We start from the raw sequence: 15,332 nt of genomic DNA, 5'->3' as shown, positions 1-15,332 counted from the left end.
GCTGGTGAGGGATGCGGTGTATCGGTGTGGATGACGGCACGCTTACCGTAACCGAGGGTGTCGGGTGGGCAGGCCTACTGTACCCAGCAACGCGGGTATGTGGCGCATGGCGATGCTGAGTGCATTGCAGCGCTACGTTGGATCGCGATCGCTGTGTCCGTTGTTTTTACGGTGTGGATGGCGCAAGCAGGCGGCAAGGGCCCGCCTACGTCGGCGGTCAAGTGCGCCGTTGCTTGCCGCCGGACATGTCGCCTGCAACGGGCAGGTCAGTCGGACAACAGCTCCAGCCCGCGGATACGGCGGATGCCCAGACCCGGCGAGTCATCGATATGGATCTGCGCGTCCTCGAACTGCACGCCGCCCTCGGTGGGGTCGAATTGCCCCAACGCCGGTGCATCCAGATCGGCCAGGGTGATGCTGTCGGCCTTGGCCACCGCCAGATGCACGGCTGCCGCGACGCTGATGCTGGATTCGATCATGCACCCGATCATGCATGGCACAGCGTACAGCGCCGCGATATCGGCGATGCGGATGGCATTGGACAGGCCGCCGGTCTTCATCAGTTTGATGTTGACGATGTCGGCCGCGCGACGCTGGAGAAGGTCGATCACCTGCGATGGTGAGAACACGCTTTCGTCGGCCATCACCGGGGTGTCGATGCGTGCAGTGACGAAGGCCAGGCCATCGATATCGGCAGCTTTGACCGGTTGTTCGAGCAATTCCAGCACGAGGCCGGCGTCTTCCAGCAGGCGCATGCTGCGCACCGCCTGTTTGGGCGTCCAGCCCTGGTTGGCATCCAGGCGCAGCGATGCGCGCCCATCGACGGCTGCGTGGATCGCCTTGACGCGTTCTACATCCGACGCGCTGTCCTTACCTACTTTGATCTTCAGCGACCGATAGCCGTGCGCCAATGCCGACTGCGCCTGCGCGACCATGATGTCGATGCGATCGGCGCTGATGGTGATGTCGGTGGTGATGCGCGGCGTGCCGCCACCGAGCAGCTGATAGAGCGGCGCACCGAAGGATTGCGCCCATAGATCGTAGAGCGCGATCTCCACCGCGGCCTTGGCGCTGGTGTTGCGTTCCAGCGCGTGGTGTACCAGGCCGCACAGCCGATTGAGATCGGCCACATCCTGGCCGATCAGCCGCGGTGCGATGCACTGCCGGATCGCGGCAATGATGCTGCCGTGCGTATCGCCGGTGATCGGCGCGGTCGCCGGCGCCGCGCCATAGCCGATATGTCCGCTATCGGTTTGCAGCAGCACCACCACGTCTTCGATCGTCTGCACGGTGCGCACCGCGGTCTTGAACGGTGTTTTCAATGGCACGCGCAGCATGCCGAGGCGGAAGCCGGTGATCTTCATGGGGAGCCGATCGGCGCGATGCGCTGGATGCGGGTGATGTGATCGATGAACGGTGTGCCATCGGTGGCCAGCAACGGCAACAGCGGTGTCACCGACACCCCGTTCAAGCCCGCACGCTGCACGCCGCCATCGGCAGCGCGATAGTTGGCACCGGCCACATCGTGGATCACCCATGGAGCGCCACGCTCGTGCCCGATCACCAGCATCACGTGGCCAGGGATGTAGATCAGGTCGCCGATGCGCAGCTGCGCCAGCTGTTGCAGGCGTTGCGGTCGTGGCGCGCGTGCATCGAACGCAACGGTGCGCAGCGCCGGGCTGCGCGCCTGATCGCCGGTATTGCGCGGCAGCGCAATCCCCAGACTGCGGTAGATATCCAGCACAAACCCACTGCAATCGCGGGCGTCGTAATCGTTGCCCCAGCCGTAGCGTTCGCCGAGAAACTTGAACGCCTGGCGCAGCAACGCGGCATCGGTCGCGGGCAAGGGTTCGGCGCGTACATCGGCGCCGCGCGGGATCAGGGCCGGCACCAACTGCAAGCGACCATCGGCATCGCGCACTGGGAGTTGCACCACGTAGGCTGCCAGCGGCAGTTGTCCGTTGACCTGCTGCTGCGATGGCCAGTCGGCATGCAGGGGCAGGCTGGTACCCATGTCCAGCGACACTGCCGAGAGGGCGGGCAGCTCCGGGGTGTACGCGGTCTGCACGCGGGCGCCGGTCACGAGCATGCGTGGGCCGCGCTGTGCGTACTGCAACACGTGCTCGCGACTGCTTTCGGCGACCTTGTCGGCAGCGATCCACGCTGCGTAGTTGGCCGCAAGCACAAACCGCCACGCGCCATCGGCACTGGTGTGCAGCACGGCCACCGGCGTGCCGGGATACAGTGCCGACTCCTGAAAGCGGTCGATATCACGATCGTCGGGACTGGTGAACACGCGCTGGGAGGTGGGGAAGGTGCGCAGTGCCGCGCGCTGGACGACCAGTGCGAACTGCGGCGCCACCGTTGCGGAGAGTGCATCCAGGGCCAGCGAGTGGCGCAGATCCGACAGGCGCGCTGCGTCGATACGATGTCCATCCGCGTCGTAGAGCGCACGCGTCGGTGGCGCCGACAGCGACTCGATCCGCGCACGCACCGCAGCGCCGGGCATGACCTCGGGTAGCTGCGACAGATCGTGCATGGACGCATCGTCGCGCAACAGGCGGGCATTGAAGGCGGCGATCTGTGCAGCGTTCAAATGCGGCACCTGTGCATTGCGGCTGCGCTGGATCCAGTAGTCCGGCGTCAGCTGCGCGTCGCTGACCGCAAATGGCGCGGCTGGCGACGCCAACGTACTCGCGGGCGCCGCGCGACTGGGCAGCGCAAGTGCGATCAACAGCAACATCAGCAAGCGGCGCGACAGGGGCATGAAAAGCTCTGGAGGAGTGCGCGTGGAGTGCAATACAACTTGGCTGGAGAGCGGCGCACCGATCTCCACGCACAGCAGTTGCGAGGGTGATCGGAAGTGTACGCGGGACAGCTCGCGGTGCGCAGACCGTAAGCGGTTATCGCTATCTAGAATCTGGTAATTCCCGCTGTTGCGATCACGTGCTGCCGCGATGGGAGGCGCGTCGATCCATTGATCGCTGCCACGCACTTTGCATCGGTGGCAAGGCTGACATGTCGCTTTGCCATCCGCAGCGCCGGCAGCTAGGCAGACGTCAGCCTCGCCCGAACCTGGTGACGCGGCGAACCACCTGCGAGCGGCCATAAACGATTGCAGCCGCCGTCAGCGACCGCGGCCATGACCCGGCGTCGGCGTTTCCTCTCGTACACTCCAGCTGTCAGCATCTGCATCGTGCTGGCGACGATTCGCGGGCTGTTGTCAGCCGCTCCGAGTGCCCTCAAGAGAAACCCGATGTCGCCTATTTCCCATTCGTGTTCATCGGTCTGGCTGCGGGCACTGGTCTGCGTGGTCGCGCTGTCGCTGGGTGCTTGCGCGCATGCGCCGCAGCGCAACCCGCTTGCGCAGTGGGTGCCGTCGCCCAATTACGACACGCGGCGGCCGATTCTGATCGTGCTGCACTTCACCGACCAGCACTCGGTGCAGCAGAGCCTGAGCACGCTGCGCGGGCGCAACAGCGGCGGCCGCGTCAGTGCGCATTACCTGATCGGCGAGGATGGGCAGCGCTACCAGTTGGTCAGCGACGCGCAGCGCGCCTGGCATGGCGGTGCCGGCCGCTGGGGCACCATCACCGACATCAATTCGGCCTCGATCGGTATTGAGCTCGACAACGACGGCAGCGAAGCGTTCGCGCCAGCGCAGATCGACAGCCTGCTGGTGTTGCTGCAAGACCTGTGCACGCGTCTGCGCATCCCGCGCACCCAGATCGTCGGTCATGAAGACGTCGCTCCCACACGCAAGAACGACCCAGGCCCGCTGTTTCCCTGGAAACGCCTGGCCGATGCCGGCTTCGGCCGCTGGCCCGCCCCGGACGCGCCGCCGGCACCGGCAGGCTTCGACCCCTGGCAGGCGCTTGCGTTGCTGGGTTATGGCCTCGACGATCCCGCCGCCACGCTACAGGCCTTCCATCACCACTACCGCAGCAACAGCGCTAGTACGCTGGATGCCGAGGATCTGCGGATCCTGTATGCGTTGACGCAACCGGCAGGGAAGCGATCGCAGACCCTCGTACCGACAAGTGAGTCCGGCGTGGAATAGCGTTGCCTACGGTGGCTTCGTCAGAAAAATGCTCTGGGTACCGAACAAGCAAGTACCGGGAGTGCCGATGTTTGGCGCTCCTTGGTTCTCCTCTGTCGCGGTACGTTTCTGGAGCCGCATTGCATGACCAGGGAATCGGCTCATCGAGAGCTCAGAAGGGCGACGCGCGATGAGGCCCGGCAAGCCCCTCACTTGGGTGCGTCCATCACCTGGATTTGACTGGAAAGGACCAATGGAAGTGCTCGATTGCGGTGCAACGCAATCCGGACAATCCCCTGGACACCAATCGTGCATACCTGGACAAGCAGCGGGCATGCCATCATGCGATGGAGCAGAGACAACAGCAATCCGCGTCCGAGACACAATGGCAACGTCAGGACGCCGATCCTTTTGCGTTGATCGCCTATGCTTCGCAAATGACGCATTCCGACCTGGTCCACATTCCCGCAATGCCTTCGAGCCATCAGAAGACTGCACTGCCTTGGCTGTTACTTGCAGTGGCGTTGGCAAGCACATGCTTCTCTGCCACAGCCGCACCTGCAATCTCGCCGGCGACCACTGCTGCACAAGCTGGACTGATCGACGTGCGCACCCTTGCGCCGGAGATCGCTGTCGACATGCGCTATGCGGGAAGTAATAACTTTACCGGGCGCGTGGTGCCTGGGTATCTCGCACCGCGGTGCTATCTGTTGCGGCCGGCAGCCGAGGCATTGGCGAAGGTGGCGCACACTCTCAAGGCGGCCGGCTATCGCTTGCAGGTGTTCGATTGTTACCGGCCGGTGCGAGCGGTGCATGCATTTGTGGCATGGGCGGCGGACCTGCAGGATCAGTCGACCAAGCCGCACTACTACCCGCGTGTGGACAAGCAGGCGCTGTTGGGCGACTACATTGCCGAGACCTCAGGGCATAGCCGCGGCGCGACCCTGGACCTGGGCTTGCTCGACTGCCGGCGCGGTGCGTGTCATGCCGTGGAGATGGGCACCGAGTTCGACTTTTTCGATCCGCGTGCGCATGCGGCTGCACCCGAGATCAGCAGGGCGCAGCGTGCGCATCGCCAGCATCTGCTGCGTGCGATGGCCGCCGAGGGATTTGCCAACTATCCGATGGAATGGTGGCATTTCACTTTCCGTCCCGAGCCCACGCCTGATACCGCTTACGATGTACCGGTGGACTGAGCGCGCCCACGCTCGGCCGCAACGGCTGCCGGTCTGGTTCTACGCGTGCAGTCGGTCGTTCGCTCGTACATTGCAGTCCCTGGTGCGGCGTTTGCCGCTTCGCCGGCCACCGGCCGTGGTGTGCCGCTGCTTGAGTAATCGTCATGTCTGACCCGGAACGTTTTTTGGATGTCGCCTGCCCATATTGCGGGGAATGGATCACGCTGACGCTGGACCTCACCGGTGGCGATCAGCAGTACATCGAAGATTGCCAGGTGTGCTGCAAGCCGATCTCGGTCGGCGTGCAATGGGACGAGGATGGCGAGGCGCAGGTGACTGCGCGTGGTCAGGACGATTGAGGCCGCGTTGCCGACCCGGCCTGTATGCCGCGATGCAGCAGGCTGCAGAGCATGCCGGACCCATTCGCGCTCGCGCCTTGCGCGCCATCGCCGCTGCTGCGTTCGCGCGCTCGTCCAGCGATTCGGCTTGCACCCGGATCTGTTCTCCTTAGCCGCTAGACTGGCGCGCCTGCTGCCTGGATCGCCACGATGAATCTGCCCCTGCATTTCGGCCTGCTCGGTTCGCTGGAGGCCGGCCTGATTGCGCTGGTGCTTGGGGTGCTGTTGTTCGCTGCGGTCGAATACAGCGGTCGACGCCTGCAGTTCACCCACGGCCACACGCTGGGAATTGCCTGCCTGCTTGCCGTGGCCATCGGTGCCGGCTACGACATCTGGAATCTCGTCTACACCAGCATTGTGCGGTTGGAGTCGCCGTTGTACGCGCGGCTGGCGCTGGCGAAGATTCACGACCCCAATGAATTGGGCTCGCGCGTCATCCTCGAAGTCGCCGGTGCGATCGCTGGCGTCGTGGTGGGTTGGAAACTGTTCAGCTCCGGAAGCTGGGACGACGACGTACCAGGTGCGTAAACGGGATCGAAAAAACGCGGCATAGTTCTCAAAAATCTCTCTGTTGAATGCGCTGCTTCTGTTTGACTCACCAGTCGCTAACGCGGAGCTAAGCAGATCGTTCAGCGCTGTGGTTAAGAGGACGTTTGGTACGAAATTACGCCGGGTTGAGCGTTCATTTGCGATGGGTAGGGTGATGTCATGTGCGGCGACACCGCGCATTCCCAAGCCAAGGAGACCACCCAATGAACAATCGCAATCGCATCTCGCTGCTCGCCGCCACCGCCGCCCTTGTCGCCGCTCTCGCGCTGCCGGCCATGGCGCAAAGCACCTCTCAGGATGCTGCAGCGCAGTCGGGAAGTTCGGCCACTGGCGCCCAGAGCGGTAGCTCGAATTCCGGGGGTGGCGGTCAGACCTGGGCCAGCGTCGATACAGATAGCGACGGTGCGATCAGCAAGCCGGAAGCGCAGGTCAACGCCGGGCTGGCACAGATCTTCGACCAGGCCGACGGCAATCACGATGGCAAGCTGACCCCGGATGAATACAAGGCCTTCGTTGCCACCCAGCAGAGCGGCGGCGCTGCAAGCGGCTCGCAGGGGAACTGATCGGCGTTGCTGCGATAAGAGGCTGTATTTTCACAGACCGCTTCTACCAGCCAAACAGGAGTCGGGTGCAGGTGAGGCAAACCGATCACGCCTCGTGCGCCGGATCGGGATGGAGACACGGGAGCGGCCTGCCAGGGCCGCTCCCGTTTTCTTTACGTCGCACGCGCTACGGTGAAACGCCCTAATTCCGGCCTTCTCCCATGGTGCAGCTGCGCGTGACCGTACTGGCGTGTCTATGCATCCCGCTGCTGGCGTTTGCCGCGCCGCCGGAGTTGCCGCCGGCCACCGCGCAGCAACCGCTGGTGCCGCCGGGTACCAATGCTCCGACCATGTCGCCCCTGCCGATCGAGCCGCCACTACCTGCAACGACGCCGCTACTCCCCACCGATCCCGCTGGCCCGGTGCGTCCCAGCAGTGGTGCCGAGTTCTCTGTGGCGGCACCGGCCGGGACGCTGGCACCGCGCAGCTTCCGCAGCCTCGACAGCGATGCAGATGGCTCGCTGACGCGGGAGGAGGCCGGGGCCGACCCGATCCTGCGCGAGAATTTCGCCGACTTCGACAGCAACGGCGACGGACGCCTGTCGCGCGACGAATTCGCCAGCTACCAGCCCGGTCCGGGCGACGCTGCAGGCGACTGACGCAGCAGCGCATCTGCGCGCTGCTAGACTGATGCGATGACCTCTCTGACACAGCGCGACGGCCAGGCGATCCAACTGGTCGGCTTCGACGGCGACGATACCCTCTGGAAAAGCGAGGACTATTATCGCAGCGCCGAAGCGGATTTCGAAGCGATCCTGGCCGGCTATCTCGATCTGGGCGACAGCCGCATGCAGCAGCACCTGCTGGCGGTGGAGCGGCGTAACCTGAAGGTGTTCGGCTACGGCGCCAAGGGCATGACGCTGTCGATGATCGAAACCGCCATCGAACTGACCAACGCCCGCATCGACGCGCGCGACATTCAGCGCATCGTCGAGATTGGACGCGCCACGCTGCAGCACCCTGTAGATGTGATCGCCGGGGTGCGTGAGGCGGTCAGCGCCATCGCCGCCGACTATGCGGTGGTGTTGATCACCAAGGGCGATCTGTTCCATCAGGAGCAGAAGATCGCCCAGTCCGGCCTGACCGACCTGTTCCCGCGGGTCGAGGTGGTGTCCGAGAAAGACCCCACCACCTATGCGCGCGTGCTCGGCGAATTCGACCTGCCGGCGCAGCGCTTCGTGATGATCGGCAACTCGTTGCGCTCCGACGTGGAGCCGGTGCTGGCGATCGGCGGCTGGGGTATCTACACACCCTACGCGGTGACCTGGGCGCACGAACAGGAACACGGCGTTGCCGCCGACGAACCGCGCATGCGCGAAGTGCCCGATGCCGCAGGCTGGCCGGCCGCCGTGCATGCGCTAGATGCACTGGCTGGGCGGCACGCGCTAAGCTAAGCGCCGCGGCACGCGTCTGCGGTTAGAAGGAACGGTCGCGACCGCTTGGGGGCGTGCTCCGTGCCGACGCGCCTTCAGTGGTTGCACTGCTGTGGTACTGGCTGGATTTTCCACGTTTGCTGGACAATCCAGGGTGGTTGCTACGCAGGCGCCGGTTTGCAGATGCTATGAATCGACATGCGGGCACATTGCTGTGCCCGTCAACAGGACGTTCCGGCCAGCAGGCGTGCATGGCCGACTTTGGAGGGATTGCCCATGAACATGTTGTCCGTCACCCATCGTGCAGTGCTGGCCGTTGCGCTGGGGCTGCTCGCCGGCACCACGCCGCTTGCGGCTGCCGAGCTCGAAGAAGAAGTCATCAACCCCAGCGAGGTGATCTTTCGCGACGGGCAGCCGTACTACGAAGATGCGGGCGACTATGTGCGTCTTCGCACGCGCAAGGTGGGTGGGGAGATCGTGTATTTCCGCACCGTCCGCTTCGACAGTGAACAAGGCTATGTGGATGCGCACGGTGAGAGCATCGCGAAATTGCAGTCCCGCGCGACTGCAAGCGACCGCGGTTCTGCGTTTTGGCCCGGTCGATACTCTGACGTCCGCTACGGCGGTGGCTACAGCGGTTATGGCTATGGCCGCGAACTGCGGTTTGGGGCATCGCGCAACCGTCCGTATGGGCAGATCTACTACGGCAACGGCCTGTATGGGCCGGACCCGTACAGCAGCCCGCACAATCGCGATGCGCGCCAACGTTACATCGGTCCCGGCTACGTGGGCTCCTGCGATCTGAGCGGCTGCCGCGAAGTGCATACCATCGGTTTTTACGATCTGCGCTAATACGGGTGTGGCCTGACACCGGCGCGGGCATGCGGCATCATCTGGGCATGCCTGTCATACGTTCACCTCGCTCGCGATCGCTGCCATTGCTGGCTGCCCTGCTGGTTCCGGTGCTGGCGGTGGCACAGGGCGTGCCACCGCTGTCTGCCGGTACCCAGGCGCAGGAGGCCGCGCCGGCAGTGATGCCCGGTACGGGCGATGCGTGGGTGGACCAGCATCTGGCCGATATGGGCAGCTACGCGCAGCGCTACCCCGACAGCTTTATCGATGAAGTTGCCCGCTATACCGAGACCCCGCGCGGCTACGTGCAGGCGCTGCTGCAGGTGCATGGCTGGCATGCCGGCGATATCTACTTCGCCTGCGCGTGGGCGCACACGGTGCAGCTGTCGTGCCGCGACAGCGTGCGCGCCTACGCGCGCGACCATCACGATGGATGGGAGGGGGTGATCACGCGGCTGTCGGTGGCGCCGGATAGCGCGCATTTGCGCGCGTTGCGGCATGCCATCGTTGCCAGCTACGACCGCTGGGAACGGCCGATCACTCTGGACGCGCTGCTGCGTCGCCAGCTCGGCGATCATGCGCAGCGGTTGGAGGCTGCGCGCGAGGCCAGCGAAGCGGCCGACGCCGCAGCGCAGGCCGGCTTGTAACGCGCAACCGTGCCGCCGGTCCCGGGGCGCAGCGGCTGTCTGGGCGCCAACGCGCGGTCGCGCTGCTGCCGTGCCGCTGGTCGCCGCAGGGCGCGGTCGGCGAGAATGCGGTAACGCTGGCGTCGGCCGGCCTCTGCCAAGACCATGCCATGCGCGATACCGTGTTTGTCTCTCCCGATCACATTCGCAGCCTGTTCGCGCAGGCGATGTCGGACATGTATCGCGCCGAGGTGCCGTTGTACGGCGACCTGATGACGCTGGTGGCGCGAGTCAACGCGCAGACGCTGGACGGCGATCCGGCATTGGCAGCGCGACTGCAGCGCAACGACGAGCGCGCCCGGCTGGATCTGGAGCGGCACGGCGCCATCCGGGTCGGCACGGCGGCCGAACTGGCCACCTTGGGTCGCCTGTTCGCGGTGATGGGCATGCACCCGGTGGGCTATTACGACCTCTCCGTAGCAGGCGTGCCGGTGCATTCCACCGCATTCCGCCCGATCGACGAGGCCGCGCTGTCGGCCAATCCGTTCCGCGTGTTCACCTCGTTGCTGCGGCTGGAACTGATCGAGGACGCCGCGTTGCGCGCGCAGGCGGCGCAGATCCTGGAGCAGCGGCAGATCTTCACCAACGGTGTCGTGGAGCTGATCGACCAGTGCGCGCGCGCGGGCGGCCTGGATGCCGCGCAGGCGCAACAGTTTGTGGCCGAAGCGCTGGAGACCTTCCGTTGGCATGGCGATGCCACGGTGTCGCTGCCCACCTATCGCGCCCTCAGCGATGCGCACAAATTGATTGCCGATGTGGTGAGTTTCCACGGCCCGCATATCAACCATCTGACCCCGCGCACGCTGGATATCGACGCGGCGCAGGCGCAGATGCAGCGCGCCGGCATCGATGCGAAGGCGGTGATCGAAGGGCCGCCGCGTCGGCGTGTGCCGATCCTGCTGCGCCAGACCAGTTTCAAGGCGCTGGAAGAGTCGGTGCGCTTTGTCGGCGACGGTGGGCAGCCCGAGCACGGCACCCATACCGCACGCTTTGGCGAGATCGAACAACGCGGGCTTGCGCTGACGCCCAAGGGCCGCGCGCTGTACGACGCGTTACTGGCGCAGGCGCGTGATGCCGAGGGTGCCGGCAGCACCGGTGCCGATTACGCCACCCGGCTGCAGACCGCGTTCGTGGCCTTTCCCGATGACGAGGCGCTGCTGCGTCAGGAAGGATTGGGCTATTTCCGTTATGCGTTGACCGATGCCGGCCGTGCCGATCCGGCCCAGGTGGCTGCAATGCCTGCGGAAACGGCGATTGCGCTCGGCCTGGTCAGTGCCGATCCGATCATCTACGAAGACTTCTTGCCGGTCAGCGCGGCCGGTATCTTCCAGTCCAATCTTGGCGGTGCCGAGCAACGCGCCTACGCCGCACATTCGAGCAAACGCGGTTTCGAGCAGGCGCTGGGCGCGCAAGTGCACGACGAGTTCGCGCTGTATGCGCAGCTGGAACGCGCATCGCTGCAGGCGTTGGTGGTGTAAGGCAGCAACCGGGCGGCGGTCTCAGGTGGGTGTGTGAGGTAGCGGTATCCCGCAGTTTCAGTTGCTGCATGCGATATCGCCCAACTGCACGCACTACGAAGGGCCACTGATAAAGTTCTCAACGCTGTCTCGATAGCGGCGGCGTGTTGGCCACACGCCCCTGCTTTGACGAATGAGTTGGTGTTGGAGGGAAGTGACATCGATCGGATAGAACTAAGCTGATCAGACCGCACCTAATCGAACTACCGCGCTCCATCCCCTGCGTGTAACCACGCACACCGACCATCTCCACTGGTCCTTGCCCGCCCACCGTCGCGGGACCTTACGCGGCATGGATGCCGCGTAAGCGCTGAAAACGACGTCCTTGCAGCGTGTCCCGCGATGGTGGGCGGGCAAGGGCCCTGCAGCCAACCCGCAAATCATCCGCTCTGCACCCCGCGGCATCTCCACACCGTTCGATTACCTCTCAAGGCGAGCGAGGTCTTGAGCTACGGCGTTGCTTGGATGTTCGGAAGCCGAGCTGGTCGAGGATGCGATGCCCTCACCGCTTGCGGGACACGCCGTGAATCCATCCGTGGAGGCTCGGTGGCGGCATCCATGCCGCCACACGGTCCCGCAAGCGGTGAGGACACCGCACCAGAGAGTTGATCGGTAGCTTTGTTTAAAACCCTGCACACCGACACTCTCGACTGGTCCTTGCCCGCTCACCGTCGCGGGACCTTACGCGGCATGGATGCCGCGTAAGAGCTTACAAGGACGTACTTGCAGCGTGTCCCGCGATGGTGGGCGGGCAAGGGCCTTGCAGCCAAGCCGCAGATCAGCCGCTCCACAACCGCAACGCATCCACACCGTTCAATCACTTCTCTTCGGTTTTTGTCAGCCCAGCCTCAGTGCGCCGAGGCTGCTGGTCGCCGTGCTGCCGCGCGTTCTGCACGGCGTGCGCGCGCACGCGCGCGGCGTGCCTTCCAGCGCTCGCTCAGGCACGAGAAGATCACGTAGAGCGCCGGGGTGCTGAGCAGGGTCAGGCTCTGCGAGAACACCAGGCCGCCGATCATCGCGATGCCGAGCGGGCGGCGCAGTTCCGAGCCTTCGCCCAGGCCCACCGCCAGCGGCACCGCCGCCAGAATTGCCACCATCGTGGTCATCATGATCGGGCGGAAGCGCACGATCGACGCCTCGCGTGCGGCCGCGCGCGCATCCATGCCATGCACGCGCTGCGCCACCAAGGCGAAGTCGATCATCATGATCGCGTTCTTCTTGACGATGCCGATCAGCAGCACCAACGCAATCATCGAGATCACCGACAGCTCGGTGTTGGTCAGGAACAACGCCAGCAGCGCGCCCACGCCGGCGGCCGGCAGCGTGGACAGGATGGTCACCGGGTGGATCAGGCTCTCGTAGAGCATGCCCAGCACGATGTAGACGGTGAGCACGGCAGCCAGCAGCAACACCCCCATCGAATTTGGGCTGAGCTGCACATTGAAACTATCGTCGCCGCTGAGGCGGATGCCGTCGGGCATCCGCAATCCGTCCACTGTGGACTTGATGATCAGATCCGCCTCGCCGGTGCTCACGCCCGGGGCGAGGTTGTAGCTCAGATCCATCGTGGTGTACTGGTTTTCGTGGATGATCTGCGGCGGCGCCAGGCCGGGGGTCTGGGTGGCCACCGCGGTGATCGGCACCATCTGCCCGGCACGGTTGGGCACGAAGATCTGATCCAGCGCCTTGGGGGTGGCGGTCTGCGAGGGCAGTGCGTTGACCACCACGCTGTACTGGTTGAGATCCGAATAGATGGTGGAAATCGAGCGCTGGCCGAACGCGCCATACAACGCGCCATCGATCGCACCGACCGTAATCCCCAGGCGCGCGGCCTTGGCGCGGTCGATCACGATGTTCTGGCGCAGGCCGGCGGTATCCACGTCGGTGCCGACATCGCGCAGGCGTGGGTTCTTCTTCAACGCCGCCTGCAGCTTGGGCAGCCATTGCTGCAGCTGTGCAAGATCGTTGCCCTGCAGCGACACGCGGTATTGCGCGCCCTGGCTGGTGCCGCCGCCGCCGTCGCTGGGCAGGTCCTGGATGGCGCGCAGGCGCAGGTCCAGATCCGGGTAGCGGTCGGCTTTGGCGCTCAGGCGTGCGACCACTTGCGCGGTGGTGTCGCGGCGGCCCTCACTGCGTTTTTTCAGCTCGATATTGAACGAGGCGCTCGAGCCCTGGCGGCCGGAGCCCAGCCGCGCGCCCACGGTTTTCACCGCCGGGTCGGCCATCAGCATGTCGGTGATGCGGCGCTGGCGGCTGACCATGTCGGCAAACGACACCGTCGCGCTGGAATTGGCGCGGCCCCAGATCAGGCCGGTGTCCTGCGCGGGAAACGAGCCTTTCTTGACCGCACTACCCAGAAAAATGGTGGCGGCGATCAACAGCAACGGCGTCAGCGACAGCAACAACGCGTGGCGCAACGAAAAATCCAGCGCCACGGTGTACACGGCGAGCATGCGCTCGTGCATGCGGTCCAGCCAGGCGCCGAAACGGCCGGGTTTTTCCGGCTCGGTATGCGCCGACAAGAAGCGGCTGCACAGCGCCGGGGTCAAGGTCAGCGACACCAGCATCGACACCACGATCGCCGCCACCAGGGTCACGGTGAATTCACGGAAAAACGCGCCGACCATGCCGCTGGCAAAGAGCATCGGAATGAATACCGCCACCAGCGAGGCAGTGATCGAGACGATGGTGAAGCCGATCTCGCGCGCACCGGTCAGGGCGGCCTCCAGGCGCGGCATGCCTTCGTCCAGATGCCGCATGACGTTCTCGATCACCACGATCGCATCGTCGACCACAAAGCCAATGGCGATCACCAGCGCCAGCAGGCTCAAATTGTTCAAGGTGAAGCCCAGCACGTACATCACCAGCGCCGAGCCGGCCAGCGACAACGGCACGGTGACCGCGGCAATGAGCGTGGGCGCGAGCCGGCGCAGGAACAGCGCCATGGTCAGCACCACCATCGCCAGGCTGATCATCAGCGTGGCCTGCACCTCGTGCAGCGAAGCGCGGATGGTGGGCGTGCGGTCGAAGTAGGGCGTGAGCGTGGTGCCGGGCTGCAGGTAGGCGCGCAACTCGGGAATCTGCGCCTTGACCTGGTCCACGGTCTCGACAATGTTGGCGCCGGCGCGGGTGAAGGCATACATCACCACCGCCGGTTTGCCGTTGAACCAGGCGGCTTGATACGCATCCTGCTGGCCGTCGTAGACGGTGGCTACATCGCCCAGCCGCACGATGCGCCCGTTGGATTGGGTGGAGATCGCCAACTGCGCGAAATCGGCGGCTTTGGCCACCGAATCGTTGGCGATGATGGCCATGGTGGTGTTGCCGTCGGACAAAAAGCCGGTCGGCGAGGTGACGTTGGCGGCGCGCACCGCGTTGCGTAGATTGTCCGGGGTCAGCCCGAGTGCGTTGAGCGCACGCAGGTCCACGTCCACGCGCACTGCCGGCGTGGACGCACCGGCGATATCCACCGAGCTGATGCCGGTGATCTGGCGCAAGCGCTGCGCCAGCAGCGAATCGGCCACGTTGTAGAGCTCATCGGCCGACTGGGTGTCCGAGGTCAAGGCGATGGCGATGACCGGGTCGTCGTTCGGATTGGCCTTGGAGTAAATCGGCGTGCCGAGCCCGGAAGGCAGGTCCGATTGCGATGCATTGATCGCGGTCTGGATGTCCTGCGCGGCCGAATCGATGTTGCGATTGCTCTGGAACACCAGCACCACCAGGCTGCTGCTCTCCGAACTGGACGAGCGCATGCGGTCGATGCCCGGCAGCTGGCCCAGGTGGCGTTCCAGCGGCGCGGTGACGGTGGAGGCCATGGTGCTGGCATCGGCGCCGGACTGCGTGGCGTGCACGAAGATCACCGGGATCTGGATGTTCGGCAACGCCGCCACGCCCAGCCGCAGATAGCACATCAATCCGATCACGAACAAACCGATCGCCAGCAGCGAGGTGCCGATCGGGCGCTTGATGAAGGGCGCGGAGATGTTCATTGGGACGATTCCGAAGCCGGGACCGGGGACCGGGGACCGGGGACTCGGGAAAGCGAAGGCAACTGCCGCTGCTCGCGCTGGTGGCTCGCTGCTTCTGGGGTCCTGGGGGCGTTGCTCAGCCTCCTGGCTTCATCCCGGGCCCCCGGTCCCGG

At 65.0% G+C, this 15,332-nt stretch carries 13 protein-coding genes; 10 read left to right on the top strand and 3 right to left on the bottom strand.

Annotated elements, in window-relative coordinates; genetic code table 11:
• Nucleotides 1-266: 266 nt before the first annotated feature.
• Together XdyCFBP7245_RS11405 and XdyCFBP7245_RS11400 are read right to left on the bottom strand one after the other, a co-directional pair.
• Nucleotides 267-1,364 carry a dipeptide epimerase gene (locus tag XdyCFBP7245_RS11405; RefSeq protein WP_104615749.1) on the bottom strand — a complete coding sequence of 366 codons (1,098 nt, stop codon included), beginning with the start codon at nt 1,362-1,364 and terminating at the stop codon, nt 267-269.
• Nucleotides 1,361-2,767, bottom strand: a complete 1,407-nt coding sequence (locus tag XdyCFBP7245_RS11400) for a C40 family peptidase (RefSeq protein ID WP_104615748.1) — start codon at nt 2,765-2,767, stop codon at nt 1,361-1,363. The genes XdyCFBP7245_RS11405 and XdyCFBP7245_RS11400 overlap by 4 nt, the downstream gene beginning before the upstream one ends.
• A gap of 489 nt (nt 2,768-3,256) precedes the next feature.
• Here XdyCFBP7245_RS11400 and XdyCFBP7245_RS11395 point away from each other — a divergent pair, with 489 nt between their 5' ends.
• From XdyCFBP7245_RS11395 to hglS, 10 genes are all read left to right on the top strand, one after another.
• Nucleotides 3,257-4,060, top strand: coding sequence for an N-acetylmuramoyl-L-alanine amidase (locus XdyCFBP7245_RS11395; protein ID WP_104615747.1), 804 nt, complete (start codon nt 3,257-3,259; stop codon nt 4,058-4,060).
• 449 nt (nt 4,061-4,509) lie between these two features.
• On the top strand, nt 4,510-5,235 hold the full coding sequence (locus tag XdyCFBP7245_RS11390; RefSeq protein WP_104615774.1) for a M15 family metallopeptidase: 726 nt from the start codon (nt 4,510-4,512) through the stop codon (nt 5,233-5,235).
• 143 nt (nt 5,236-5,378) lie between these two features.
• Entirely contained in the window at nt 5,379-5,573 is a 195-nt protein-coding gene (locus XdyCFBP7245_RS11385; RefSeq protein WP_104615746.1) for a CPXCG motif-containing cysteine-rich protein, read from the top strand.
• Nucleotides 5,574-5,762: 189 nt separating this feature from the next.
• Complete coding sequence (locus XdyCFBP7245_RS11380; RefSeq protein ID WP_104615745.1) at nt 5,763-6,140, top strand: hypothetical protein; 378 nt, start codon at nt 5,763-5,765, stop codon at nt 6,138-6,140.
• Between the two features lie 224 nt (nt 6,141-6,364).
• On the top strand, nt 6,365-6,724 hold the full coding sequence (locus tag XdyCFBP7245_RS11375; RefSeq protein ID WP_104615744.1) for an EF-hand domain-containing protein: 360 nt from the start codon (nt 6,365-6,367) through the stop codon (nt 6,722-6,724).
• A 200-nt stretch (nt 6,725-6,924) separates the two neighbouring features.
• The gene (locus XdyCFBP7245_RS11370; protein WP_104615743.1) at nt 6,925-7,362 is read left to right on the top strand and encodes an EF-hand domain-containing protein; all 438 of its coding nucleotides are present in this window, start codon (nt 6,925-6,927) and stop codon (nt 7,360-7,362) included.
• A 36-nt stretch (nt 7,363-7,398) separates the two neighbouring features.
• Entirely contained in the window at nt 7,399-8,157 is a 759-nt protein-coding gene (locus tag XdyCFBP7245_RS11365) for an HAD family hydrolase (protein ID WP_104615742.1), read from the top strand.
• 255 nt (nt 8,158-8,412) lie between these two features.
• Entirely contained in the window at nt 8,413-8,988 is a 576-nt protein-coding gene (locus tag XdyCFBP7245_RS11360; RefSeq protein WP_104615741.1) for a hypothetical protein, read from the top strand.
• A 29-nt stretch (nt 8,989-9,017) separates the two neighbouring features.
• On the top strand, nt 9,018-9,635 hold the full coding sequence (locus XdyCFBP7245_RS11355; RefSeq protein WP_170068615.1) for a hypothetical protein: 618 nt from the start codon (nt 9,018-9,020) through the stop codon (nt 9,633-9,635).
• Between the two features lie 149 nt (nt 9,636-9,784).
• Nucleotides 9,785-11,152 carry a 2-oxoadipate dioxygenase/decarboxylase HglS gene (gene hglS / locus XdyCFBP7245_RS11350; RefSeq protein ID WP_104615739.1) on the top strand — a complete coding sequence of 456 codons (1,368 nt, stop codon included), beginning with the start codon at nt 9,785-9,787 and terminating at the stop codon, nt 11,150-11,152.
• Nucleotides 11,153-12,039: 887 nt separating this feature from the next.
• Here hglS and XdyCFBP7245_RS11335 read toward each other — a convergent pair.
• Nucleotides 12,040-15,180 (bottom strand): efflux RND transporter permease subunit, encoded by a 3,141-nt coding sequence (locus tag XdyCFBP7245_RS11335; protein WP_104615738.1) that lies wholly within the window; start codon nt 15,178-15,180, stop codon nt 12,040-12,042.
• Nucleotides 15,181-15,332: the final 152 nt, after the last annotated feature.

It is taken from the genome of Xanthomonas dyei (assembly GCF_002939865.1).
Lineage (GTDB): Bacteria > Pseudomonadota > Gammaproteobacteria > Xanthomonadales > Xanthomonadaceae > Xanthomonas > Xanthomonas dyei.
The sequence above is the reverse complement of the archived record's forward strand: the minus strand, read 5'-3'. Positions and strand labels throughout refer to the sequence as shown.

Bases quoted from the DNA above. Each gene is read 5' to 3' on its own strand.
- XdyCFBP7245_RS11405 (WP_104615749.1), bottom strand. From the start codon at position 1,364: ATGAAGATCACCGGCTTCCGCCTCGGCATGCTGCGCGTGCCATTGAAA.
- XdyCFBP7245_RS11400 (WP_104615748.1), bottom strand. From the start codon at position 2,767: ATGCCCCTGTCGCGCCGCTTGCTGATGTTGCTGTTGATCGCACTTGCG.
- XdyCFBP7245_RS11395 (WP_104615747.1), top strand. From the start codon at position 3,257: ATGTCGCCTATTTCCCATTCGTGTTCATCGGTCTGGCTGCGGGCACTG.
- XdyCFBP7245_RS11390 (WP_104615774.1), top strand. From the start codon at position 4,510: ATGCCTTCGAGCCATCAGAAGACTGCACTGCCTTGGCTGTTACTTGCA.
- XdyCFBP7245_RS11385 (WP_104615746.1), top strand. From the start codon at position 5,379: ATGTCTGACCCGGAACGTTTTTTGGATGTCGCCTGCCCATATTGCGGG.
- XdyCFBP7245_RS11380 (WP_104615745.1), top strand. From the start codon at position 5,763: ATGAATCTGCCCCTGCATTTCGGCCTGCTCGGTTCGCTGGAGGCCGGC.
- XdyCFBP7245_RS11375 (WP_104615744.1), top strand. From the start codon at position 6,365: ATGAACAATCGCAATCGCATCTCGCTGCTCGCCGCCACCGCCGCCCTT.
- XdyCFBP7245_RS11370 (WP_104615743.1), top strand. From the start codon at position 6,925: ATGGTGCAGCTGCGCGTGACCGTACTGGCGTGTCTATGCATCCCGCTG.
- XdyCFBP7245_RS11365 (WP_104615742.1), top strand. From the start codon at position 7,399: ATGACCTCTCTGACACAGCGCGACGGCCAGGCGATCCAACTGGTCGGC.
- XdyCFBP7245_RS11360 (WP_104615741.1), top strand. From the start codon at position 8,413: ATGAACATGTTGTCCGTCACCCATCGTGCAGTGCTGGCCGTTGCGCTG.
- XdyCFBP7245_RS11355 (WP_170068615.1), top strand. From the start codon at position 9,018: ATGCGGCATCATCTGGGCATGCCTGTCATACGTTCACCTCGCTCGCGA.
- hglS (WP_104615739.1), top strand. From the start codon at position 9,785: ATGCGCGATACCGTGTTTGTCTCTCCCGATCACATTCGCAGCCTGTTC.
- XdyCFBP7245_RS11335 (WP_104615738.1), bottom strand. From the start codon at position 15,180: ATGAACATCTCCGCGCCCTTCATCAAGCGCCCGATCGGCACCTCGCTG.